This is a genomic window from Microbacterium sp. SS28, from assembly GCF_022761035.1.
Taxonomy (GTDB): domain Bacteria; phylum Actinomycetota; class Actinomycetes; order Actinomycetales; family Microbacteriaceae; genus Microbacterium.
In genome coordinates, this window is the sequence record NZ_JAKWJP010000004.1 from 386671 (window position 1) to 409848 (window position 23178).

The 23178-nt window shown below is 70.5% G+C and carries 17 protein-coding genes and 1 pseudogene; 9 read left to right on the forward strand and 9 right to left on the reverse strand.

Annotation, left to right across the window (positions count from 1 at the left end; all coding sequences use genetic code 11):
• Positions 1–91: 91 nt before the first annotated feature.
• Positions 92–850 (forward strand): MerR family transcriptional regulator, encoded by a 759-nt coding sequence (locus MJ607_RS13435; RefSeq protein WP_243076102.1) that lies wholly within the window; start codon positions 92–94, stop codon positions 848–850.
• A 61-nt stretch (positions 851–911) separates the two neighbouring features.
• Here MJ607_RS13435 and MJ607_RS13440 read toward each other — a convergent pair whose 3' ends face one another.
• Positions 912–1076, reverse strand: a complete 165-nt coding sequence (locus MJ607_RS13440) for a hypothetical protein (protein ID WP_243076103.1) — start codon at positions 1074–1076, stop codon at positions 912–914.
• A gap of 212 nt (positions 1077–1288) precedes the next feature.
• Between MJ607_RS13440 and MJ607_RS13445 the strand changes: the two genes are divergently transcribed.
• The 4 genes from MJ607_RS13445 to MJ607_RS13460 all read left to right on the forward strand — a co-directional run bounded on the left by MJ607_RS13445 (position 1289) and on the right by MJ607_RS13460 (position 6514).
• On the forward strand, positions 1289–2251 hold the full coding sequence (locus tag MJ607_RS13445; RefSeq protein WP_243076104.1) for a DNA topoisomerase IB: 963 nt from the start codon (positions 1289–1291) through the stop codon (positions 2249–2251).
• A 57-nt stretch (positions 2252–2308) separates the two neighbouring features.
• Complete coding sequence (locus MJ607_RS13450) at positions 2309–2743, forward strand: CrcB family protein (RefSeq protein ID WP_243076105.1); 435 nt, start codon at positions 2309–2311, stop codon at positions 2741–2743.
• Positions 2740–3132 (forward strand): CrcB family protein, encoded by a 393-nt coding sequence (locus MJ607_RS13455; RefSeq protein ID WP_243076106.1) that lies wholly within the window; start codon positions 2740–2742, stop codon positions 3130–3132. Before MJ607_RS13450 ends, MJ607_RS13455 begins: the two co-directional genes overlap by 4 nt.
• A gap of 124 nt (positions 3133–3256) precedes the next feature.
• Positions 3257–6514, forward strand: a complete 3258-nt coding sequence (locus tag MJ607_RS13460) for an efflux RND transporter permease subunit (RefSeq protein WP_243076107.1) — start codon at positions 3257–3259, stop codon at positions 6512–6514.
• Positions 6515–6671: 157 nt separating this feature from the next.
• Here MJ607_RS13460 and MJ607_RS13465 read toward each other — a convergent pair.
• The 3 genes and pseudogenes from MJ607_RS13465 to MJ607_RS13475 all read right to left on the reverse strand — a co-directional run.
• Positions 6672–7364 (reverse strand): annotated as a pseudogene (locus MJ607_RS13465) (DUF998 domain-containing protein); the annotation flags it as partial.
• Positions 7365–7632: 268 nt separating this feature from the next.
• A complete protein-coding gene (locus MJ607_RS13470) occupies positions 7633–8727 on the reverse strand; it encodes a DUF998 domain-containing protein (protein WP_243076108.1) in 1095 nt (364 codons plus the stop codon).
• Positions 8728–8815: 88 nt separating this feature from the next.
• Positions 8816–9736, reverse strand: coding sequence for an aldose 1-epimerase family protein (locus MJ607_RS13475; protein WP_243076109.1), 921 nt, complete (start codon positions 9734–9736; stop codon positions 8816–8818).
• Between the two features lie 279 nt (positions 9737–10015).
• Here MJ607_RS13475 and MJ607_RS13480 point away from each other — a divergent pair, with 279 nt between their 5' ends.
• Complete coding sequence (locus tag MJ607_RS13480) at positions 10016–12226, forward strand: DEAD/DEAH box helicase (protein ID WP_243076110.1); 2211 nt, start codon at positions 10016–10018, stop codon at positions 12224–12226.
• A 139-nt stretch (positions 12227–12365) separates the two neighbouring features.
• Here MJ607_RS13480 and MJ607_RS13485 read toward each other — a convergent pair whose 3' ends face one another.
• Both MJ607_RS13485 and MJ607_RS13490 read right to left on the reverse strand, forming a co-directional pair.
• Positions 12366–13637, reverse strand: a complete 1272-nt coding sequence (locus tag MJ607_RS13485) for a glycosyltransferase (protein WP_243076111.1) — start codon at positions 13635–13637, stop codon at positions 12366–12368.
• A gap of 102 nt (positions 13638–13739) precedes the next feature.
• On the reverse strand, positions 13740–15851 hold the full coding sequence (locus MJ607_RS13490; protein WP_243076112.1) for an intein-containing Rv2578c family radical SAM protein: 2112 nt from the start codon (positions 15849–15851) through the stop codon (positions 13740–13742).
• Between the two features lie 123 nt (positions 15852–15974).
• Here MJ607_RS13490 and MJ607_RS20230 point away from each other — a divergent pair, with 123 nt between their 5' ends.
• From MJ607_RS20230 to MJ607_RS13505, 3 genes are all read left to right on the forward strand, one after another.
• The gene (locus MJ607_RS20230) at positions 15975–17000 is read left to right on the forward strand and encodes a M15 family metallopeptidase (RefSeq protein ID WP_243076113.1); all 1026 of its coding nucleotides are present in this window, start codon (positions 15975–15977) and stop codon (positions 16998–17000) included.
• 230 nt (positions 17001–17230) lie between these two features.
• Entirely contained in the window at positions 17231–18394 is a 1164-nt protein-coding gene (locus tag MJ607_RS13500) for an acyl-CoA dehydrogenase family protein (protein WP_243076114.1), read from the forward strand.
• A gap of 234 nt (positions 18395–18628) precedes the next feature.
• The gene (locus tag MJ607_RS13505) at positions 18629–20206 is read left to right on the forward strand and encodes a M20/M25/M40 family metallo-hydrolase (protein WP_243076115.1); all 1578 of its coding nucleotides are present in this window, start codon (positions 18629–18631) and stop codon (positions 20204–20206) included.
• A 92-nt stretch (positions 20207–20298) separates the two neighbouring features.
• Here the strand turns inward: MJ607_RS13505 and MJ607_RS13510 are convergent, their stop codons facing one another.
• The 3 genes from MJ607_RS13510 to MJ607_RS13520 form a co-directional block, all read right to left on the reverse strand.
• Positions 20299–21534 carry an LCP family protein gene (locus MJ607_RS13510; RefSeq protein WP_243076116.1) on the reverse strand — a complete coding sequence of 412 codons (1236 nt, stop codon included), beginning with the start codon at positions 21532–21534 and terminating at the stop codon, positions 20299–20301.
• Positions 21535–21703: 169 nt separating this feature from the next.
• Entirely contained in the window at positions 21704–22297 is a 594-nt protein-coding gene (locus MJ607_RS13515) for an ECF transporter S component (protein ID WP_243076117.1), read from the reverse strand.
• Positions 22294–23178, reverse strand: a complete 885-nt coding sequence (locus MJ607_RS13520) for a siderophore-interacting protein (RefSeq protein ID WP_243076118.1) — start codon at positions 23176–23178, stop codon at positions 22294–22296. The genes MJ607_RS13515 and MJ607_RS13520 overlap by 4 nt, the downstream gene beginning before the upstream one ends.

The following is a 23178-nucleotide window of genomic DNA, read 5'->3' on the forward strand; positions in this document are numbered from 1 at the left end:
ATTCGTTCGTCTTCTGAGAAGTTCCGGATGCCGCCGCTTGACCTTGCCGCGACGTCAACCTTTACCGTGGAACACAAGAGAGGAGGTCGCCATGGAGTGGTCGATCCAGCAGGTCGCGAAGCTCGCGGGCACGACGAGCCGCACGCTGCGGCACTACGACGACATCGGGCTGCTCGCGCCGTCGAGCGTCGGGCACAACGGCTATCGGCACTACGACCAGGCGTCGCTCGTGCGGCTGCAGCGGATCCTGCTGCTGCGCGATCTGGGCCTGGGCCTCCCGCAGATCGGCGAGGTGCTCGCGCGCGAGACCTCGGAGGCGAGCGCCCTCGAGAGCCACCTCGCGTGGCTGCGGCAGGAGCAGGACCGGCTCGCCCGCCAGGTCGGGTCGGTCGAGGCGACCATCAGAGCATTGAGAGGAGGTGAACGACTCATGGCACAGGACATGTTCGACGGCTTCGACCACACGCAGTACAAGGACGAGGTCGAGGACCGCTGGGGCAAGGACGCGTACGCGCGCTCCGACGCGTGGTGGCGCGGGATGGATGCCGGCGAGAAGGCCGCGTTCAAGGAGCGCGTGCAGCGCCTCGGCGCCGACTGGATCGCCGCGGCGGAGTCCGGCGCAGCGCCCGACGGCGCCGAGGCGCAGGATCTCGCCCGACGTCACGTCGAGTGGCTGACCGGCATTCCCGGCACACCCGCCGAGGTGCCCGGCGGCGACGTCAAGGCGTACGTCATCGGGCTCGGCGAGATGTACGTCGCCGACCCGCGGTTCGCGAAGAACTACGGCGGCGAGACCGGAGCCGCATTCGTGCGCGACGCACTGCGCGTCTACGCGGAGGAGAGCCTCTAGACGGCTCGAAGAAAGGAGAGCGGATGCCTGGGTCTAGGCATCCGCTCTCCTGGTCTCGGGGCTAGACGCGATTGCGTCCGCTGATGAGTCGGAACAGGAAGACGATCAGGGCGATGACGCCGATGATGATCGCGACCCACAGCAGCCAGCTGAGGGCGGAATTCAGTCCTCCGAAGATCGCGAGGATGACCGCGATCACGATGATGATGATGAGGGCGAGGTTCATGAGAGGGTTCTCCTTCTCCGCTGTGGGCCGCTTCGGGAAGCGGATGCCTGGGTCGGCATACGACAACGCTCGCACCGACCCCGAGCACCGGGGAGGCCCTTGACGGCGCTCGATCCGCGGTGCTAGTCGCGGGAGATCCGGCTGGGATACCGACGCCGCGGGCGCTGTCAATCCCCCCAGCCCGGGCCTCCCGGCGGACTAGGTTCGCAGGCGTGCCGCGGCTTTCGAGGGTGCGCCCGGGGGAGGACCCCGGGCTGCGCCGCGTCCGCGCGGGATCGGGCTTCCGCTACCTGACGCCCGACGGCTCGGCGGTCGGCGACGACGATCGCGAACGCATCCAGGCGCTCGTCATCCCGCCCGCGTGGCAGGACGTGTGGATCTCCTCCGACCCGTTCGGCCACGTCCAGGCGGTGGGCACCGACGACGCGGGGCGGCGCCAGTACCTCTACCACCCGCACTGGCGCGAGCGCCGCGACCGCGGCAAGTTCGCCCGCGCGCTCGACCTCGCCGAGGCGCTCCCGTCGGCCCGCCGACGCGTCACGACGGCGCTCCGCCGTGAGGACCTCGACCGCGAGAAGGTTCTCGCCGCCTCGTTCCGCCTGCTCGACGAGGGCGCGCCGCGCATCGGCTCGGCCCGCTACCTCGAGAGGCATGGCAGTCGGGGGCTCACGACGCTGCAGAGACGGGATGCCGCGGTCGAGGCATCCGTCATCACACTGTCGTTCCCCGCCAAGAGCGGCCAGCGCGCATTCATCCAGCTCGACGACGAAGACCTCGCCGCCGTCATCTCGGACCTCACGGCGGGGCGCCCGCAGTCCCGCCTGCTCGCGTATCGCCGGGGTCGCAAGCGCGTCGCGCTCACCCCCGGAGAGGTCAACGCGCACGTGCGGGCCATGACGGGCGCGACCTTCACGGCGAAGGACTTCCGGACGCTGCGCGGCACGATCCTCGCGGCGGAGGCGCTCGCGCAGATCGGCACGGTCGACACGGAGCGGGACCGCAAGCGCGCCGAGGTGCTCGCCGTGCGCGCGACGGCCGAGGCGCTCGGCAACACGCCCGCGGTCGCGCGGTCGAGCTACATCGATCCGCGCGTGTTCCGGGAGTACGCGAAGGGGCACGTCCTCGAGCTCGGGGTGTCGCGCGAGTCCGCCATCCGCGGCCTCCTGCGCCGATAGCCCGCACTCCCGGCGCGCTCCCGCCGGGCCGCGGCGTCCAGCTCCTACAGTGAGCGCATGGCACGCCGTCGCGCGTTCACCCCGGCGGGTCTCGTCGCGGTCGTCCTCGGCGGGACCATCGGGGTCGCCGCGCGTGCGGCGCTCGCTCTGCCGCTCGCGGACGCCGAGAACCCCCTCGCCGTCCCGACCGCGACGCTCGCGATCAACATCGTCGGCTCGTTCCTGCTCGGCATGCTCGTCGGCTTGGTCGACGATCATCGCCCGCTGCTGCGCGCCTTCGTCGGCACCGGAATCCTCGGCGGCTTCACGACCTACAGCGCGTTCGCGGTGCAGGTCGTCGAGCTCGGGGGATCCGCGCCCGTCGTGGGAATCATGCTCGCCGTCGCGGCGATCTTCGGCGGCGTCATCGCTGCGGCCGTCGGCCTGCGTGTCGGCCACGCCGCCGCGCGCGTGCCGGCCGACCGCGTCGAGATCCCGGAGGCCGCCGAATGACCGGATGGATGCTGCTCCTCGTCGTCGCAGGCGCGGGAGGCCTCGGCGCGGGCCTGCGCTACACGATCGACGCCCTCGTCATGCGGGGCCGCCGCGGGGTGTTCCCGCTCGGCATCCTCATCGTCAACGTCACGGGATCCCTCGTGCTGGGAGTCCTCACGGGCCTGGGCGCGGCGATCGAGGGGGACTGGGCGACGGCCATCGGCATCGGGCTGCTCGGCGGCTACACGACCTTCAGCACGGTGTCGGTCGAGACCGTCCTGCTCGGCCGCAGTGGGCGCCGGGACTGGGCGTGGGTGAACCTCCTCGGGACGCTCATCGCATCGGCCGCGGCAGCCGCGCTCGGCGTGGGTCTCGGGCGTCTCGTGGCGGGCTGGCTCCCGGCCTGACGCGCACGATCGCCGTGCGATACTGACTTTCGATACATTCACGTATCGGCCGCGCCACTCGTCGTCCGGACGGCGCGGAGCCGCAGCATCCGGCAACCCTCCCTGCACCCGCGAAGGGCCATCCGTGTCGAATCTCGCCGTCCTGAGCCTCAAGAACCGCGCGCTGATCGCGCTCGTGACGATCGTCGCCGCGGTGTTCGGAGGGCTCGCGCTCACGAGCCTCAAGCAGGAGCTCATCCCCTCGATCGAGTTCCCGCAGCTCTCGATCGTGACGACCTACCCGGGGGCCTCGCCCGAGGTCGTCAGCAACGACGTCTCGTCGCCGATCGAAGGGGCGATCCAGGGCATCCCGGGGCTCGAGTCCACGTCCGCGACGAGCACGACCAACGCCTCGATCGTCCAGGCGTCCTTCACGTACGGCACGGATCTCGCGACCGCCGAGCAGAAGATCACGCAGGCGATCAACCGCATCAAGAGCACGCTGCCCGCGAACGTCGAGCCGAACGTCGTCTCGTTCTCGTTCGACGACCTGCCGGTCATCCAGCTCGCCGTCACGGGCTACGACGACGAGGCGACGATCCAGTCGCAGCTCGAGGCATCCGTCATCCCGGACCTCGAAGACATCGACGGCGTCAGCGCCGCGGGGATCGTCGGCGGTCGCGGGGAGCGCGTGACGATCACGCCGGATGCCGCGGCCCTCGCCGCGGCCGGGTACTCGCAGCAGGCGATCAGCGACGCCCTCGAGCAGAACGGCGTGCTCTTCCCTGGTGGCACCGTGACCGAGGGCGACCAGACGCTCACGGTGCAGACGGGTGCGAAGCTCACGTCCGCCGACGAGATCGCGGCACTGCCGCTCGTGCCCTCGACGCCCGCGCAGGCGCAGTCGGGTCCCACGACGATCGCCGATGTCGCGACTGTCGCGCAGGAGCAGGATCCCGTCACCTCGATCTCGCGCGTCAACGGCGAGCCGGCCCTCACGGTCGCCGTCACGAAGCTGCCCTCGGCCAACACGGTCGACGTGTCGAAGGCCGTCAACGCGGCGATCCCGGCGATGCAGGACGCGCTCGGCGAAGACGTCGAGATCACCGTCGTGTTCGACCAGGCCCCCTACATCCAGCAGTCGATCGACTCGCTCGCGCAGGAGGGTCTGCTGGGCCTGCTGTTCGCCGTCATCGTCATCCTGATCTTCCTCATGTCGGTGCGCGCGACGCTCGTGACGGCGATCTCGATCCCCACGAGCGTGCTGCTGACCTTCATCGGCATCCAGGCGTTCGGCTACTCGCTCAACATCCTGACGCTCGGCGCCCTCACGATCGCGATCGGCCGCGTCGTCGACGACGCCATCGTCGTGATCGAGAACATCAAGCGCCACTACGTCGGCGATGCCGAGAAGCTGCCCTCGATCCTGCGCGCCGTGCGCGAGGTCGCGACGGCCATCACCGCCTCGACGATCACGACGGTCGCGGTGTTCCTGCCGATCGCGTTCGTCGGCGACGTCACGGGCGAGCTGTTCCGGCCGTTCGCCCTCACGATCACGATCGCGATGGCCGCCTCGCTGCTCGTCGCGCTCACGATCGTGCCGGTGCTCGCGTACTGGTTCCTCAAGCCCGGCAAGCCGATCCTCGATGCGACCGGCCGCGAGGTCGATCCCGAGGCTCCGGATGCCCCGCCCACGCGTCTGCAGAAGGGCTACCTGCCGATCCTCCGCTGGACGCTGCACCACTCGTGGGTGACGCTCGGCCTCGCGGTGCTCGTGCTCGTCGGCACGATCGCCGCGGCCCCGCTCATGAAGACGAACTTCCTCGGCGACTCGGGGCAGAACACCTTCACCGTGACGCAGGAGGTCGGCCCCGCCGCGAGCCTCGAGGCCGAGGACGAAGCGGCACAGAAGGTCGAGGAGGCGCTGCTCTCGGTCGACGGCGTCGAGACGGTGCAGACCTCGATCGGCTCGAGCGGATCCGCCCTGCGCGACGCCTTCACGGGCGGCGGCGGAGGCATCACGTACTCGGTCACGACCGACGCCGACGCCGATCAGGTGCAGATCCGCGAAGACGTCCAGACGGCGGTCGCCGACCTCGAGGACGTCGGCACCGTGACCGTCGCGTCCGGCGGGGGCGGCTTCGGCTCGAACGACATCGAGGTCGACGTCACGGCTCCCGACCAGTCCACGCTCGATGAGGCGACCGACGCCGTCGTCGCCGCGATGGAGGACGCCGAGGGCGCGGGCCAGGTCACGAGCAACCTCTCGGCCTCGCTCCCGTACGTCGCCGTGACGGTCGACCGCGATGCGGCCGCTCAGCTCGGGCTGTCGGAGGTGGCGGTCGGCGCGCTCGTGTCGAACACGATGCAGCCGCGCTCGATCGGCGCCGTCGAGATCGACGACACGTCGCTCACCGTCTACCTCGCAGCCTCCGAGCCGCCGACGACGATCGAGCAGCTGCAGCAGCTGACGATCCCGAGCGCCGCCGGGCCCATCCCGCTCGAGCAGGTCGCGACCGTCGAGGAGTCGCAGGGCCCGACCTCGATCACGACGCAGCGCGGGCAGCGCACGTCGACGGTCACCGTGACCCCGTCGACCGACGACCTCAACACGGCGACGGCCTCGGTCACGCAGGCGCTCGCCGACGTCGACCTGCCGACGGGTGCCGACGCCACGCTCGGCGGCGTCGTGACGCAGCAGCAGGACGCCTTCTCGCAGCTCGGACTCGCGCTGCTCGCGGCGATCCTGATCGTCTACATCGTGATGGTCGCGACGTTCAAGTCGCTGCGCCAGCCGCTCCTGCTCCTCGTCTCGGTGCCGTTCGCCGCGACGGGCGCGATCCTGCTGCAGATCATCACGGGCGTGCCGCTCGGCGTCGCGTCGCTCATCGGCGTGCTCATGCTCATCGGCATCGTCGTGACCAACGCGATCGTCCTCGTCGACCTCGTCAACCAGTACCGCGAGAAGGGCCTGTCGGCCCAGGAAGCGACGATCGCGGGCGGTTCACGCCGCCTCCGCCCCATCCTCATGACGGCGCTCGCGACGATCTTCGCGCTCACGCCCATGGCGATGGGCATCACGGGTCACGGCGGATTCATCTCGCAGCCGCTCGCGATCGTCGTGATCGGCGGTCTCATCTCCTCGACGGTGCTGACACTGCTCGTGCTGCCGACGCTGTACAACCTCGTCGAAGGCGCGCGCGAGCGTCGCGAGGCGCGCCGGTCCGGGGGAGGGGATGCCGCGTCCCCGCGGTCGGACGACGATGAGCCGTCGCTGCCCGGAGCCGCGGTGCCGGCGCTCGCCTCGTCTGGTCTGACGCCGGCCGCACCCGTGACGTCGGGCCTGACGCCCGCAGCACCCGTGAAGCAGACCCGCCGGACACGGCGCGACCCGCAGGAGTGACCGAGAGGCGCCGGACGCGTCCGGCGCCTCTCGCCGCCCGCAAGAAGCGGCGGGTAGCGACGCGGCGTGCGGCGACGTGGCTCGTCGACACGACGCGGGACGCGGCATCCCGTCGCGCCTGATCGTTCGCCGCGCGGCGCAGGGCGGTGCCGAAGGCCAGGAGCCACACGAAGATCAGGCCGAAGCCGATGACCTCGAGCGTCGCGAGGGTGATCACGCCGATCACGAGAAGTGCGATGGACGGCAGGAGGAGCACCGCGACCCCCGCCGAGACCACGCGCAGACGGCGGGGCGTCCAGGGGTTCGCGAGGACGACGACAAGGATGCCGAGGAACGACAGCATCATGCCCGACGCGACGCGCTCGTGCAGCGCCGTGTTGATGTCGAGGGGCACGAGTCCGACGAGCCCGAGGTGAGTGCCGAACGACGCGATCAGGGCGACGAGCAGCCGCGACACGTGCTGACGGCCGTGCACGACGGTGGCGAGGCGCAGCCGGATGTCGCGCATCTCGCGCCGCACACGCGCGGCGAACAGGATGAACATCACGCCCGCCGACATCGAGCCGATGTTGAAGGCGGTCCCCGAGAAGTCCCGGTGCGTGCCGAGCTCGCTGAAGTGCAGTCGCCACCAGCCGTAGTCGGTCGTCGTCGCGGCCGCGATTCCGGTGCACAGCACGAGCAGCGTGACCGACGTCACGGCGAGCTGGCGGGCGTCGAGGCGCGCGGCCCGCTCGCCGAGAGCGGAGAGCCCGTCCCAGGCCACGCGGGTGGTGCGAAGGATGCCGGGATCGACGGATCCCAGCATGATCGCACGGGGGACTCGCCGTCGGCTCGGTGAGATCGCAGACATCGGCACCTCGAAGATTCAAGGCGATCCACAAGTCGAAAGCCCTCAACCGGGTGACCCCGCGGACCGCCTCGCGCCTCCCGCCCCCGCCTGAGGTGACGGCACGCCGTCCCGACTACCGTAACCGCTCAGCGCGCGGCGTCTATCCGTACTCGATCACTAATACGGCGCGATGACTCGGGCGGTGCGGTCGTGAGGCTTTCGAGCGGGATGTCGCGCGCGCGGTGAAGGGCGCGTACAGCGGCCGCGTGGAGCCGCCGAACGGCGAGGCTCAGGCGCTCGTCTGCTGCTGCGCGGCGATTCCGAGGAACCGGATGAAGACCGCGATCCACGCGAAGACGAGCGCGAAGACGATGATCTCGAACGCCGTGAGACCGAAGAACTGCGTGATGAACAGTACGACCGAGAGCACGAGCGACGCGAGGAAGCCCCAGGTCACGACGAAGAAGGTGCGTGGCATCCCGCGCAGCACGCGCGGCGCCGCGATGAGCAGGCCGAAGAAGACGATCGCCATGCCCGTCGCCGAGAGGTTGTGGATCAGCAGGTTGACGTCGACGGGGACGAGCCCGACGCCCGCGAGCAGGATGCCCATCGCGACGAACACGGTCGACACGATGCGCGGGCTGTTCGCCCGCTCGAGGATCCCGCGGTCGACGAGCGCGTGCATGTCGTGCGCGACGTACACCGCGAACGTCGTCACGAGCAGACCGCCCGCGATGAGCGTGCCGTTGAAGACCCAGCTCGACACGGTGCCCTCGAACGAGCCGAGGTGGCTGAAGTGCAGCTGCCACCATGCCGGGTCGGGGGTCGTGACCATGGCGGTGAGCGCGCCGATGAGGATGAACGCCATGAGCAGCGACGACATGCGCTGCGTCGTCATGCGCGATGCCGAGAGGTAGGTGAAGTGCGCCGCGAGGCCGAGGTTGATCGCCATCAGGACGGCCGACCAGAACGCGTTCATCGTGAGCCCGATGAAGCCCTGCCCGAGGACGAAGTAGCCTGCGATCGTCGCGAGGATCGCGAGGCTCGCGTGCACGATGACGACCGAGATCGCGTTGACCGTGAACTTCCACGAGGCGAGCTCGAGGCGCCATTCCTGACCGGGGGAGTTGCGCGACCGCCAGTACCCGACGCTCGTCGACGCGATCGCCACGGCGCCGGCCGCGAGCGCCGAGATCTCGCCGAACGAGCCGGGGCCCGACAGTGGCAGGTCGGGGCGCACGAACGCGACGATCAGTCCCAGGATGGCGCCGAGGATGCCCGCCGTGCCGCCCGCACTCAGCCCCTCGTTGACGACGCGGAGGCTCGGCGCGCGGGTCGCGGGCGCCGGGTTCGTGACGGAGGCGGGGGCGGATGCATCGGGCATAGCGGAAGTGTAAGTCCGCCGCGGGGAGCCGGGCTCATCCAGGGCGGATGGTTGCCGAAGCGACATCCGCCGGCCGGGCGGGCGCCGTTCAGGCCAGACGGTAGGCGACGCCCCAGTGCAGCTCCCACGTCTCTCCGGGGGCGAGCCAGCGCAGTCCCTGACCCGAGTTGAGGGCATCGGCGGGCGACGTCATCGGCTCGATCGCGACGGCGACGTCCTGACCCGGATAGCGGTCGGTCGTGAAGATCTGCACGTACTCGAACCCCTCGCCCTGCCAGATCTCGAGCGTCCGGCCGTCAGGCGTCGCGAGTGTCGTGCGGATGCGCCCGTCCTCGTCGCGCACGAGCGAGCTGTACCCCGTGTCGAGGTCGACGTCGCCGATCCAGCGCCCTGCGCGGAGGTCGGTCGCGGCATCCACGGGCTCCTCGCCGACCGGGAGCTTGCGGTCGTCGAGGACGAACCGCGAGGCGCCGGAGGAGGTGAGCACGAGGTCTGCGGTCTCGACGTCGCCGATGCAGAAGTAAGGGTGTGCGCCGAGCGCGACGGGCGCCTCTTCCGGGCCGACGTTGGTGAGCGTGTGCGTGACCTCGAGGCCGAGCCCGGCGAGGGCGTAGGTGACGCTCGTCGCGAGATGGAACGGATACCCCGTCTGCGGGACGACGGGAGCCGAGAGCGTCACGGCCGCGGCATCCTGTGCCTGCGCCGTGTAGGAGGCGAACCGCAGCAGGCCGTGCGATGCGTTGCCCGTCGGACGGTCCGTCAGAGCGAGCTCGCGCGTCAGTCCGCGCTGCGTCCACCGTCCGTCGCGCACGCGTCCCGGCCACGGCACGAGGATCGCGCCCGACCCTGCCGGCGCTGCCGACTCGAGCGGATAGCGCGGCACCAGGTCGACTCCGTCCACGGCGAGCGCGCGCAGGGCCGCGCCGACCTGTGCGATCTCGGCCGTCACCCGCCCATCGGCCGAGCGGAGGACGAACTGAGCGCCGGTGGGCGGCTGGATGTCGGTCATCCCGCCATTCTGGCGCGGTCCGGGCTGGACAGGCACCTTCACAGGTGAGTCCGGTAGTGTGGGCCGGTCGGCTCTGAACACCGCGCTGTTTCCATCGCGCGGGTGGGTTTGTGAGTTCTGTGGGGCCGATGGTGGGAGCGAATCCGCTCCGACCACCATCACTGTGAATGGCCCCCGGCCGACAGAGTCCGGGTTACTCCACGCCGCTTGAGGCGGCCGCACTCGCGTGCGCGTCGAGGAGTGCTGTTCTCGTGCGAGAGAACCCAGAAGGACACCACCATGCCCAAGAACAAGAAACCCGCCGGCGGTCGACCCGCCAAGAACTTCGAGCCGCGCTACGGCGAGAAGACGAGCTACCAGGACCGCAAGCGTCGTCCGGATGCCGGTGCTTCCGCCCGCTCCGCCGACTCGCGCCCCGGCAGCAAGAGCCCCAGCCACCGCGGCTACCGCCCCGACGCCGCCGAGGCGCCGGGCAAGCGTCGCTGGACCGCGCAGGAGCGCGCGGGCCGCGACGAGGCACAGGGCATCCGCACTCACAACGGCGCTTCGCCCAAGGGCCACGGCGACCGCCCCCGCTACGGTCGCGACGACCGTCCCGCCCGCTCGTACGACGACCGTCCGGCTCGGTCGTACGACCGTCCGCGCGACGACCGCCAGCGCGGCGGCGACGACCGCCCGCGTCAGTACGACCGTCCCCGCACCGATGGCCGGCCCGCGTACAACGACCGCGTCGACCGCGACAACCGTCGCTCGTTCGGCGACGGTCGCCCGTCGTACCGCCAGGACGACCGTCCGCGCAACGACGACCGCCCGCCGCGTTCGAACGACGACCGTCCGGCTCGCTCGTACGACAGCCGCCCTCCGCGTGATGACCGCGCGCCCCGTTCGTACGGCGACCGCCCGGCCCGCTCGTACGACAATCGCCCGCCGCGCTCGAACGACGACCGTCCGGCTCGCTCGTACGACAGCCGTCCTCCCCGTGACGATCGCGCGCCCCGTTCGTACGACAATCGCCCGCCGCGCTCGAATGACGACCGTCCGGCTCGCTCGTACGACAGCCGTCCCCCGCGCGATGACCGCGCGCCCCGCTCGTACGACAGCCGTCCGCCCCGCGCGAACGACGACCGTCCGCGCCGCTCGTACGACGACCGTCCGGCTCGCTCGTACGACGACCGTCCCCGCCGCAACGACGGCGCCGGTCGCTCCGACTGGAACGCGAAGCCCGTCCGCGACAAGGCGCACGAGCAGCACGTCGACGTCGTCCACGAGCGCCTGCAGGCCGAGGCCATTCAGGCCGAGAACGTCGCCGGCACCGGCTTCGGCGATCTGGGCCTCGGCCAGAACATCGTCGCCGCGCTCGCCGAGCTCGGCGCGGCGAGCCCCTTCGCCATCCAGGCGGCGACGATCCCCTCGATCCTCGAGGGCAAGGACGTGCTCGCCCGTGGTCGCACCGGCTCCGGCAAGACGATCGCCTTCGGCGCACCGCTCGTCGAGAGCGTGCTTCAGTCGCAGGCCGGCAAGCGTCGCGAATTCGGCCGCAAGCCCAAGGCCCTGATCCTCGCCCCGACGCGCGAGCTCGCGCTGCAGATCGACCGGACGATCCAGCCGATCGCCCGCTCGGTGGGCCTGTTCACGACGCAGATCTACGGCGGCGTGCCCCAGGCTCGCCAGGTCGGCGCGCTCAAGAAGGGCGTCGACATCATCATCGGCACCCCGGGGCGCATCGAGGACCTCATCGAGCAGGGCAAGCTCGACCTCTCCGACGTGCGGATCGCCGTGCTCGACGAGGCCGACCACATGTGCGAGCTCGGCTTCTTCGAGCCCGTGCAGCGCATCCTGCGTCACACCGCCGACGGCTCGCAGAAGCTCCTCTTCTCGGCGACCCTCGACCGCGAGGTCGCGGGTCTCGTCGACGAGTTCCTCGTCGATCCCGCCGTCTACGAGGTCGCGGGTGAAGACCAGGACTCGGGCACGATCGACCACCGCGTGCTCGTCATCGACCACCGCGACAAGGCCGAGATCCTCGGTTCGCTCGTCGACCGCGAGGGCAAGACGCTCGTCTTCGCCCGCACCCGCGCCTACGCCGAGATGCTCGCCGAGCAGTTCGACGACGCAGGCATCAACGCGGTCGCGCTGCACGGCGACCTCAACCAGGCCAAGCGCACGCGCAACCTCGAGCGCCTGACGTCGGGTCGGGTCAACGTGCTCGTCGCGACGGATGTCGCGGCTCGCGGCATCCACGTCGACGACATCGATCTCGTGATCCAGGCCGACCCGCCGGACGAGTACAAGACGTACCTGCACCGTTCGGGCCGCACAGGCCGCGCGGGTCGCTCCGGCACCGTCGTGACGCTCATCACGCGCCAGCGCCGTCGCAAACTGACCGAGATGCTCGAGCGTGCCGAGATCGAGGCGCCGTTCGACGACGTCCGCCTCGGCGACGACCTCATCGAGGAGATCGCGGGCCGTCAAGTCGACCCCGTCGCCTGACCCGTCTCTTCCGACTCGGCCTCGAGCTGCCAGATCTTCTGGCGACTCGGGGCCGATTCGCCGTATCGGGGGGCACGTCGGCGGCGGTCGGCTCCTGTGACGGCCGGTTTCCGACGACGGATGCTGCGGGCCCGGGCCGTCAGCCGCGCGCGGCCAGCGCCTCGATGAGGTCGGCCGCGCGCTCGGGACCACCGAGAGAGCGGAGCTCTGCGCCGACGCGCTGCGCGGCATCCCGGAACGATGGATCGTCGCGGACGCGGTCGACCCCGGCCCGCACGTGAGCGGCAGTCGGCGTGCCGGTCTTGAGGTTGACCCCCGCACCGGCCCACGCGACGCGCGCGGCGATCTCGGGCTTGTCGAGGTCGCCGCCCGCGATGACGAGCGGGATGCCGTGGCCCAGCGCCGCGAGCGTCCCGCCCCAGCCGCCGTTCGTCACGACGGCATCGACGCGCGGCAGCAGCTCGGCGTACGGCAGGAAGCCGCCGACCCGCGCATTCGCGGGCACGGGGAACGGCAGGTCGTCGCGTCCGGGAACGCCCGTCGCGACGACGACGAGCACGTCGAGGCCGCCGAGCGCCTCGAGTGCGGGGCGGATGAGGTCGTCGGGGTCGATGTTCTGGGTCCCCTGCGTGACGTGCACGACGGACCGTCCGTCGAGATCGCCCCACCACGGCGGCAGCACGGCGGACGCGGGCGCCGGTGAGCGGAGCTCGCCGACGAACTCGAGCCACGCGGGGCGGTCGGTGCGTCCGTAGTCGAGCAGGGGTGAGCCGCTCGCGACGACGAGGTCGCGTGAGAAGACGAGCTTGTCCATCGTGAGCTTCGACGGCGGCAGCCCCGCGGCCGCGCGCGCCTGAGCGAGCGGCTCGCGCAGCGGCCGCGAGAACAGTGGCACGGCCGCTCGCAGCGCGGCATCCCGCGTCTTCGTGAACGGGTTGCGCCCCGGCGCGAGGCCCATGCCGCTCGGCGGGCCGTGCTTGCCCGGGATGTTGAGCGGCAGCACGGCGAGCGTGACCCACGGGAACGACAGCTTCTCGGCCGCCAGCACCCCGCCGATCGACACTTCGTCAGCCACCATGACGTCCCAGGGCTCGCGGTTCCACTCCGCCTCGAGGTCCGCGACCTGCGCGGGTGCGGTGCCGATGAACAGGTCGGCGACATTGATGAGCAGCTGGCGCAGGCCCTTCTCGCCGACGAGCCTGGGGAACGTCGGCGTGAGGTCGTTCTCGTCGAAGTCCGGTGCGGCCTGCCACGGCACGAAGACCGCCCCCGACGCCTCGACCCGATCGCGGAAGGCGGAGCCCGTGTAGAACCGCACGTCGTGACCGCGGGCGAGGAGCGCCCGCGCCACGGGGAGCGTCGGCGACAGGTGTCCCGTGAAGGGCATCGCCGTGAGGAGGAACCGCGCCATCGTCGCTCCTGTGGCCGGAACAGGTCTCAGGTCGAGGAAGCAGCAGGGCAGTCCGGCGCCGCGCCCATCGTAGCCAGGGGACGCGGGTGCCGACAGGGCAGGTCAGAAGAGCATCGCGGGCGCCGCCTGCCCCGCCGCGGCCCGGCCGCGCGACGTCGTGACGATCTGGCTGCGCGCCGCGAGGCCCGGGACGGCGCCGCGCGGCGGCGAGTCGTCCTCGGCCTGACCGCCGAGGCCGTGCACCCGCAGGAGGGGCCGCACGCGCTTTGCGAGCCACGTGCGGTATCCCTTCGGTGCGTACGACGAGACACCGGGATAGAGGCCCAGATACGACGACACGAGCTCGGGATGCTCCCGCCCGAGCCACTGCATGAACCACGGCTTCACGCCCGGTCTCAAGTGGAGCGCGCCGTAGACGACGCGGGCCGCGCCCGCCTCTCTGATGCGCCGCAGCGCATCATCGAGCGCCGCGATCGAATCGGTCAGGTGGGGGAGGATCGGCATGAGGAAGACCGTCACGCGGAATCCCGCCTCGGTCGCCGCCCGGACCGTCTCGAGCCGCGCGGCCGTCGACGGTGTGCCCGGCTCGACGAGCTTCTGGAGCGTGTCGTCGAAGACGGCGATCGACGTCGCGATCGTGACGGGGACGGATGCCGCTGCCTCCTGCAGCAGCGGAAGATCCCGCCGCAGCAGCGTGCCCTTCGTCAGGATCGAGAACGGCGTGCCCGAATCCGCGAGCGCCGACACGATGCCCGGCATGAGCCGGTAGCGCCCCTCGGCGCGCTGGTACGGGTCGGTGTTGGTGCCGAGCGCGACCGGCTCGCGCGTCCACGACCCGCGCGCGAGCTCTTTGCGGAGCACCTCGGCGACGTTGATCTTCACGACGATCTGCGAGTCGAAGTCATGCCCGGTGTCGAACTCGAGGTACTCGTGGGTGCCGCGGGCGAAGCAATTGTGGCTGATCACGCCGTTGGCGATGAAGTCGCCCGTGCCGGTCGTGATGTCGACCATGTCGCTCTCGACGCCGAGATCCTCGATCGACACGATGCGCAGATCGGCGACGGTCTTCACGGCCATTCCCTCGATTGCGAGCTTGCGAGTGATCGCCGGCTCGGTGATGCGGAAGAAGCGCTGACGCTCGGGGAGGCCGCCGGTCACGCGCACAGCGCGGACGCCGTTCGGGCGGGGAGGTTCGATGACGTACGGAAGGTCGTGGACCGTGAGGGCGTCGGCGATGAGCTGCAGCACCTCCGGATCCTTGTTGCTGATCCGAAGAATCCCGCGCGAGTGCGAGCCCTCCGCGTCGAAGACGCCCGCCAGGAAGCCCGCCTGCCACGTTCGGGTGCGCAGCGAGGGAACGCCGATGAGGCGTTCTATCGTCTCGACGTCTGTGCGGCGCGCCGAGTGGATCGCCGTCATCGCGCGCCGTGTGTCGGTGGCGGTCGTGAACGGGCGCGTGTGGGTGGCAACGCCCTCGTCGAGAAGCATTCGACGAGTGCGGTCGAGCGCTTCGGAGTCAGCCAGCGCGAGCCGGAAGCGGTGGAGCGTCCGGCTGCGAGCTCCGTCGTCGTAGGTACGGTGGAACAGCATCCCGTCGCCGCGGATCATCCCCGAGAGATATCCGCGGCGATACTCGCCGGAACCGCTGACACCGAGGGCTGGGCGTCCGCCGAGGCCGAAGCCCTGCAGTCGATTGCTCGTCGTGAGGAAAGGGCGCCGGCCGTCTCCGCTCATGGCCCCTGTGACGTGCTTCCACCCGCGATCGGTCAGGAAGCGATGGTCGCCGCTCGCCGTCAGCACGGTGCCATCGGCGAGCGTGATGCGGTGGGCTCGTTTGTGCGTGGTCCACTTCGCCAGCACTCGCGTGCGCACGTAGCGCCGATACTCGCCGACTGCTTCGGAGCCGATGATCTCCTGCCCGATAGCCAATCCGTCCATGCGTCGTTGGCGGCCGTCTGCGCAGAGCACGAGTGTCTCAGGAGCCATGCAGTAGACGCAGGCATGCGAACAGCCCCGATAGGGGTTCACCGTCCAGTCGAACGGCATCGCCGACGCACCGGGCACATGGTTGAGGGCGCTCTTCGCCATGACCTCGTGGAAGGTCACTCCCGAGAACTCGGGGGTCGTCACGGAGCGCACGAGGCCGTTCAGGTGCTCGAGACCGGGGAGGGCCGCGGCATCCGGCACACCGAGCTCTTGTCCCTGCCATCGCATAGCGTTCATTCGAACAGAAATACGAGCGTGAGTCAAGGAGTCTAGAACGCATGGACGATGAAATTCGAGTGAGAATCCGCGCCCGTTTCGCGAGAACAGGGCGCGGGGCGAGACAATGGCCGAGTGACGCCCCCCGCGACGCGCCGCGACGCCCGCGCGGACCACCTGCTCACGACGGCCTCCTCGCCCGTGCGCCATGCCCGCGCGCGCCGCGCGGCCCGCATCCGGTTCGCATTCGCGGGGATCGCGGCCGTCGCCCTGGGCGTCGGCGGAGCCGCGGCGATCACGGCGGCCGTCCTGGGTCCCGGGGTGTCCGCCTCGGCGGGGATGATCGCCGATGCGGCCCCGCGCACGACGCCCGTCCCGCTCCCGCAGGCTGTGACGGCGCTGCCCGTGCCGACGCTCGCGGCGGTGGCCGCGATCGTCGACGTCTGCGCGGACGCCGCGTTCGTCGCGGCGCTCGCAGCAGGAGACGATGCGGCCACGATCGCTGCGGCGGGCGGCGCCGAGTCGTTTCGGGCAGCTGTCGCGTCGGGGCAGGCCGCGTGCGTGTCGCTCGGCGACCCCGCGCGTGTGTGGGCGGTCGTCAACAAGACGCGACCCTTCGAGCCCGCGGACTACCGGCCGGCACAGCTCGGCGATCCCTCGGGCATGCGCGACATTTCGGGAGGCGCTCTGCGGACGGATGCCGCCGCCGCACTCGCGGAGATGGCTGAGGCTGCGGCATCCGCGGGTGCCGGCCAGATCGCGCTCGAAAGCGGGTTCCGCTCGTACGGTACGCAGCGCTCGACGTATCAGCGGCAGGTCTCGGCGCGAGGACGCGCCGAGGCGGATCTCGTCAGCGCGCGCCCCGGCTACAGCGAGCACCAGACGGGACTCGCCGCCGACGTGACGGCGTGCTCGCCCGGCTGCATCGACATGGGCGGATTCGGCGGAACGCCTCAGCAGGAGTGGGTCGCGGCGCACTCGTGGGAACACGGGTGGATCGTCCGCTACGTCGAGGGCAGGACCGACGTGACGGGCTACTCGCCCGAGCCGTGGCATCTGCGCTACATCGGCCGAGAGCTCGCCGCCGCATATCACGAGGGCGGGTGGGAGAGTCTCGAGGAGTTCTTCGGCCTGCCCGCCGCGCCCGCCTACGTCGGCTGACGCGCCGGACCGAAGGCCTCCCCGTGTCCGCTCCGGCCTCGGCGAGCGGCGAGTGGAGGCATCCCACAATCGCGGTACTGAGTACCACCCCACCTGACATGCGATGTCACATCGTCGCCCGCGGGCAGTCCGTCGTGTCATAGGATCGGCCTCGGCGATGCGGCCGCGGGAAGGCCCGATGACGGGCCCCGGCCCTCGCCCACGCACTGCGACGAAAGGGGCACGCTCTCATGGAGCGCGACATCTACGACGAGGATCACGAAGCTTTCCGCGACGTCGTCAAGGAGTACATCAAGCGGTACGTCACGAACGAGGCGATCGAGCGGTGGAACGCCGCCGGCGAGATCGACCGCGAGACGATGCTCGCGGCCGGCCAGTCCGGCATCATCGGCCTTTCGGTGCCCGAGGAGTTCGGCGGCGCCGGGATGCTGCAGGACTTCCGGTTCCGCGCGGTCGTCAACGAGGAGATCATCGGCGCGGGCGCAGGCTCGCTCGCCGGGGCGTTCGGCATCCAGGACGACCTCGCCGTCCCCTACCTCGTGCACATGGGCACGCAGGAGCAGAAGGAGAAGTGGCTGCCCGGCATGGCGACCGGCGAGATCATCGGCGCCCTCGCGATGACCGAGCCCGGCGCGGGTTCCGACCTGCGCGGCATCAAGACGACGGCGAAGAAGGTCGACGGCGGCTACCTCGTCAACGGCGCCAAGACGTTCATCTCGAGCGGCAAGACCGCCGACCTCATCGTCACGTTCGTCAAGACCGGCGAGGGCAACCGCCCCGACGCCTTCAGCCTGCTGCTCATCGAGAACGGCATGGAGGGCTTCGACCACGGCAAGAAGCTCCACAAGATGGGCTTCCACGGCCACGACACCGCCGAGCTCTCGTTCAGCGACGTCTTCGTGCCCGAGGAGAACCTCATCAGCGGCAAGGAGGGCATGGGCTTCGTGCAGCTCATGATGAACCTCCCCCTCGAGCGCCTCTCGATCGGCGTCGCGGGCGCCGCCGCCGCGCAGGCGGGCCTGGACTGGACGCTCGCCTACACGAAAGACCGCGAGGCCTTCGGCGAGAGGATCATCGACTTCCAGAACACGCGCTTCAAGCTCGCGGATGTCGCGACGACCGTCGACGCGCTCTGGGCGTACATCGACCGCGCGCTGCTGGCCTACAAGGACGGCAAGCTGTCGGCCGAGGAGGCCGCGAAGGTCAAGTTCTGGGCGACCGAGCGCGAGTGGGATGTGCTCGACGTGTGCGTGCAGCTGCACGGCGGATACGGCTACATCACGGAGTACCCGATCGCGCGCGCCTTCCTCGATGCCCGCGTGCACCGCATCTACGGTGGCACGAACGAGATCATGCGCGAGATCGTGGGGCGCCAGCTCGCCGGCAAGCGCTGACGCGCGCCGGATCAGCGTGGTTCTGGATGCCGCGGTCCTCCCTGGGGGTGAGGATCGCGGCATCCGTCTTTATCTGGGCAGCCCTTCCGCGACAAGGGGTGGCTTCCTTGGCGACGCGCGGATAACGTCGGGGGTGCTGGCCGAACCCCGTCAGCACTCATCGCACGTGTCGACGAAGACACGTGGTAGCGAAGGAGCTCTACGATGCATCTCCCTGCCCGACGTTCCCGAAGAATGATCGCCGTCACAGCGGCGACCGCGACGGCGCTCGCGCTCGTCGCGGTGCCCGCCGGCGCGGCGATGGCCGCCCCCGCGGCCAAGGCGTGCGACACACGCAACAACAACACGATCGCGAAGCTCACGGAATGCGTGACGGCGGCCGGAGTGAACGAGCACCTCGAAGCGCTCCAGGCGATCGCCGATGCCAACGGAGGCACCCGCGTCGCGGGCCTGTCCGGCTATGAGGCGAGCGTCGACTACGTCACGGGCGTCCTCGAGGCGGCCGGCTGGAACGTGACGATCGACGAGTTCCCGTTCACCTACGTCGGTCCCGCCGAGCTCGAGCAGACGGCGCCCGTCACGGCGGACTACGCGACCGGCGCGTTCACGGGCACCGGCTACGGCGAAGTCGTGGGCAACGTCATCCCCGTCGATCTGCAGCTGGCGACCCCCGCCGCGACGACCAGCGGCTGCGAGCCGGGCGACTTCGCGGGGCTGGACTTCTCCGGGGAGAACGACATCGCGCTCATCCAGCGCGGCTTCTGCAACTTCTCCTTCAAGGCACTGAACGCCGAAGCCGCCGGTGCTGAGGCCGTCGTCATTTTCAACCAGGGGACGCCCGATCGTCTCGACCTGATCGTCGGAACCCTGGGCGGGCCGAGTGTCGTCGACATCCCGGTCGTGGGCGGATCCTATGCGAACGGCGTCGCCCTCTCGCAGGCGGGTTCGACCGCACGCGTGTTCGTGCCGGCTCCCGAGCAGCGACCGCAGAAGAACGTGATCGCCGAGCTCCCGGGCCGCAACACCCAGAACGTCGTGATGGCCGGAGCGCACCTCGACTCGGTCGCGGCAGGACCCGGAATCAACGACAACGGCAGCGGCTCGGCCGCTCTGCTGGAGCTCGCGCAGAACCTTTCGAAGCTCAAGCCCGAGAACACCATCCGCCTCGCGTGGTGGGGCGCCGAGGAGGCGGGCCTGCTCGGCTCGGCCGCCTATGTCGACGAGCTGTCGCAGGCGGAGAAGGACCGCATCGCGCTGTACCTCAACTTCGACATGATCGCGTCCCCGAACTACGTCTTCATGATCTACGACAGCGACCAGTCGGGCTTCCCGGCTCCCGTCGCGATCCCGCCGGGATCGGTCGAGATCGAGGACCTGTTCGAGCGCTACTTCACGACGGCGGGGGTGCCCTATGACGACGCGCAGTTCACCGCGCGCAGCGACTACCAGGCCTTCGTCCTGGCGGGGATCGCCTCCGGCGGACTCTTCACCGGCGCGGAAGTGCCCAAGACCGCGGCGGAGGCCGCGATCTGGGGCGGCACGGCCGGCGAATGGCTCGATCACTGCTATCACCAGGCGTGCGACACGATCGACAACATCGACATGCACGCGCTGGATGTCAACTCCGACGCCATCGCCCTCGCCGTCCTCGCGTACTCCTATTCGACGGAGCTCGTGAACGGGGTCGTGGGCAAGTCGATCCCGGGCGGTCTCAACCTCGCCGAGCCCGCAGGCCCGGCGATTCCGGTCGCCGCGGCGGCGGGCGGTGGTGGCCTGAGCCACGACCACGACCACGCTCTGGCTGCGGACTGACGAACGACACAGGAAGGGCCCGTCGCTTCGGCGGCGGGCCCTTCCCCGTGCGGTCGCCGCGGTCGCGACGTCGGCCGCAGCGGCGGCATCCGTCAGCGGACGTTGCCTGCGCTGCAGGTCTCCTGCGCCGCCGTCGACCCCGTGATGCTCGAAGGCAGCTCGACGGCGTCGACGGGAACGTCGGTCGCGCCGGGTGTCGCACCCGGCGTGGGTTCGGTGGGCGGGGCGGTCGGCGTGACCTCGACGACGCCGCCGTTCGCTCCGACCCCGCCCGTCAGGACGAGAGGCCTGTTCGACGCGAGCGCGTCCCACAGCGCGGCGGCGGCGGTGGTGTCCGGGACGACGCGGTTCGGGTCTCCCGGCGCCGGCAGCGTCGGGTACTGGACGAAGACGATCTCATCGAACGGCACGTCCTTGACGGCGAGCGCGATCTGCACGACCGTGAACGGATTCGCGAGCGGCCGGGTCGGCGTCACGTTGTCCAGCGCGACGGAGGCGAGCTTGAAGAGGCGGGCGGGGTCCGAGAGCACCTCTTCGCTCACGAGCTTGCGCGCGAGCCTCGACATGTACTGCTGCTGGTTCGAGACGCGGCCGAGGTCGCTGCCGTCGCCGACGCCGTACCGCGTCCGCAGGAACTGCAGCGCCGTCACGCCCGAGATCGTGTGGGTGCCCGCCGGGAGGTCGAGTCCCGTGTTGCGATCCCGGATGCCGCGGGCGAGGCACACGTCGACGCCGCCGATCGCGTCGGTGATCTTGATGACCCCGCCGAACGTGACGACGGCGCCGAACGGGATGTTCTGGCCGCTGAGCGCCGAGACGGTGTTGACGACGCATCCGAGCCCGCCGTACTGATACGCCGTGTTGATCTGGTCGCTGCCGCCGCCGAAGGTGCTCCCGTCGGCGCGCGTGCAGGGCGGGAGCGTCACGATGAGATCGCGCGGGAACGAGACGACCGTCACGCGCCGCGGGTTCGATGAGATGTGCACGAGGAGGTTGACGTCGTTGAGGCGGCTTGTGCGGTCGGCGCCCGTGCAGCGTGCGCCGAACAGGTAGGCGAACTCCTTCTCGCACTCGTCGATACCCGTCACGAGCACGTTGACGCCGCCCTCGATCGCGCCGATGTCGGGTGGAACGGCGCCCTGCTCGGGGACGTCCACGATGACATCGGTGAAGCTCGACGTGAGGTCGTAGGTCGCGTACGCGGCGATGCTGCCGGCGCTCGCGATGACGACGGCGAGCGCGACGACGAGGATCTTGCCGAACTGCGCGGCAGGATGCGGGGAGCGCAGCCGCGCGTGCCGCGCAACGGTGCGTCGACGTCGTGCCATGCCGCCGTCCTGTTCGTTCAGGTTGCGGCGATTCTAACCATGGCGGACCGCGGGGACGCGGCATCCGTCCCCGAGCATGCACCCCCGACCAGCCGAACCACGGTTCCCGTCCAGCCGAACCGCGGTCCCCGAGCTTGCCGAAGGGTCGTATGCCGCCGCTTCGACGAGCTCAGCGACCGTCCTGCGTGGGCACCGTCCCGGCAGGGGCCGCGACGGCCTTCGGCCGGCGGCGCGCGAGGCGTGCGACTCCTGCGCGCTCGAGGCGATCGGCCACGAGGATGCCGAGAGCCGTTCCTGCGACGGCGCTCACGAGGACGAGCGCGAAGAACCCGATCTGCACCGCGAGCGTCATGGAGCCCAGGTCGAAGGAGGCCCACGCGAGGATCGGGTAGACCGCGCCGACGGCGAGAGCGCCCGCGTAGTGCTGCCACGTCTTCCAGAAGCGGTACGCGACGATGAGGAACGGCAGCTCGGCGAAGAACGCCCACCAGAGGTTGGTCGCGACGCTCGCGAAGCCGTAGCCCGAGAAGGGCACGATCACGAGGCCCGAGATGAGCCCGACGAGCAGGCCCGCGAGAGGGCGCTGCAGCAGGCGCAGCGCGACGACGGCGGGGAGCAGCCAGAGTCCCGCGATCGCGACCGAGAAGAACGGCAGCGCCGCGAACAGCGCCGTCGAGACCCAGTTCGCGGCGACGAGGAGCGCCCCGCCGGCGACGCCGATCGCGGCGCACGTCAGCAGGTACGCGGTCGTGACGCGGCTCATGCGGCGACCTCCGTCGACTGCTGCTGGGCCTTCGGAGTGGGCGACGCGGCGCCGACGCGCCAGTAGCCGCAGAAGCTCACCCGATCCTTGTCGGCGCCGCGGTCGTTCACGAGGTGGCGGCGCGCGCCCGTCGGCAGCGCCTGCTCGCCCACGATGTACGCGTGGAACGGCGCAGCGGGAAGCTCGGCATCCGAAAGAGCGGTCAGCGCCGCGAGCGCCGGTTCGCCGGCCTTCGCGTCGTGGTCGCGGACGATCCACCGCACGTCGATGCCCTCGGGGTGTGCGAAGGGCAGGGCGTCCTCCTCGCTCGGCACCTCGACGATCGCGATGCCGACGGCGTCCGCCGGAAGGCTCGCACAGATGCTCGCGACGGCCGGCAGCCCCGTCTCGTCGGCGACCAGCACGACGCGGTCGGTGCCGCGCTCGGGGTTGAAGGCGAGCCCCTCGTCGATCAGCACGACGCTCTCGCCCGGCGTCGCGGTTTCGGCCCAGCGTGATGCGGGGCCCGCTGTGCCGTCCGCGGCCGAGCCGTGCAGCACGAAGTCGACGTCGATCTCGGCGCCCTGCTCGCCCGTCGCGGGGCGGAACGCGCGTACGGAGTAGTTGCGCATGACGGGCCGCATGCCGTCCGGGATGCGCAGGTAGCGCAGGTAGCCGAAGATCTTGTGGGCCTTCGCGGGCAGGCGCTCCAGGCCTTCGTCGCCGCCGAGCGGCAGGAAGATCCGGAACCACTGGTCGAAGCCCATCGGCCGGAATCGCTCGATCTCGCCGCCGCCGAGCGTGATGCGCATCCAGTGCGCAGAGAGACGCTCGGTGCGCAGCACCTGCAGGTGGACGAGCTCCTGCGTCTGCGGCTTCACCAGTCGGCTGCTGAGAGACAT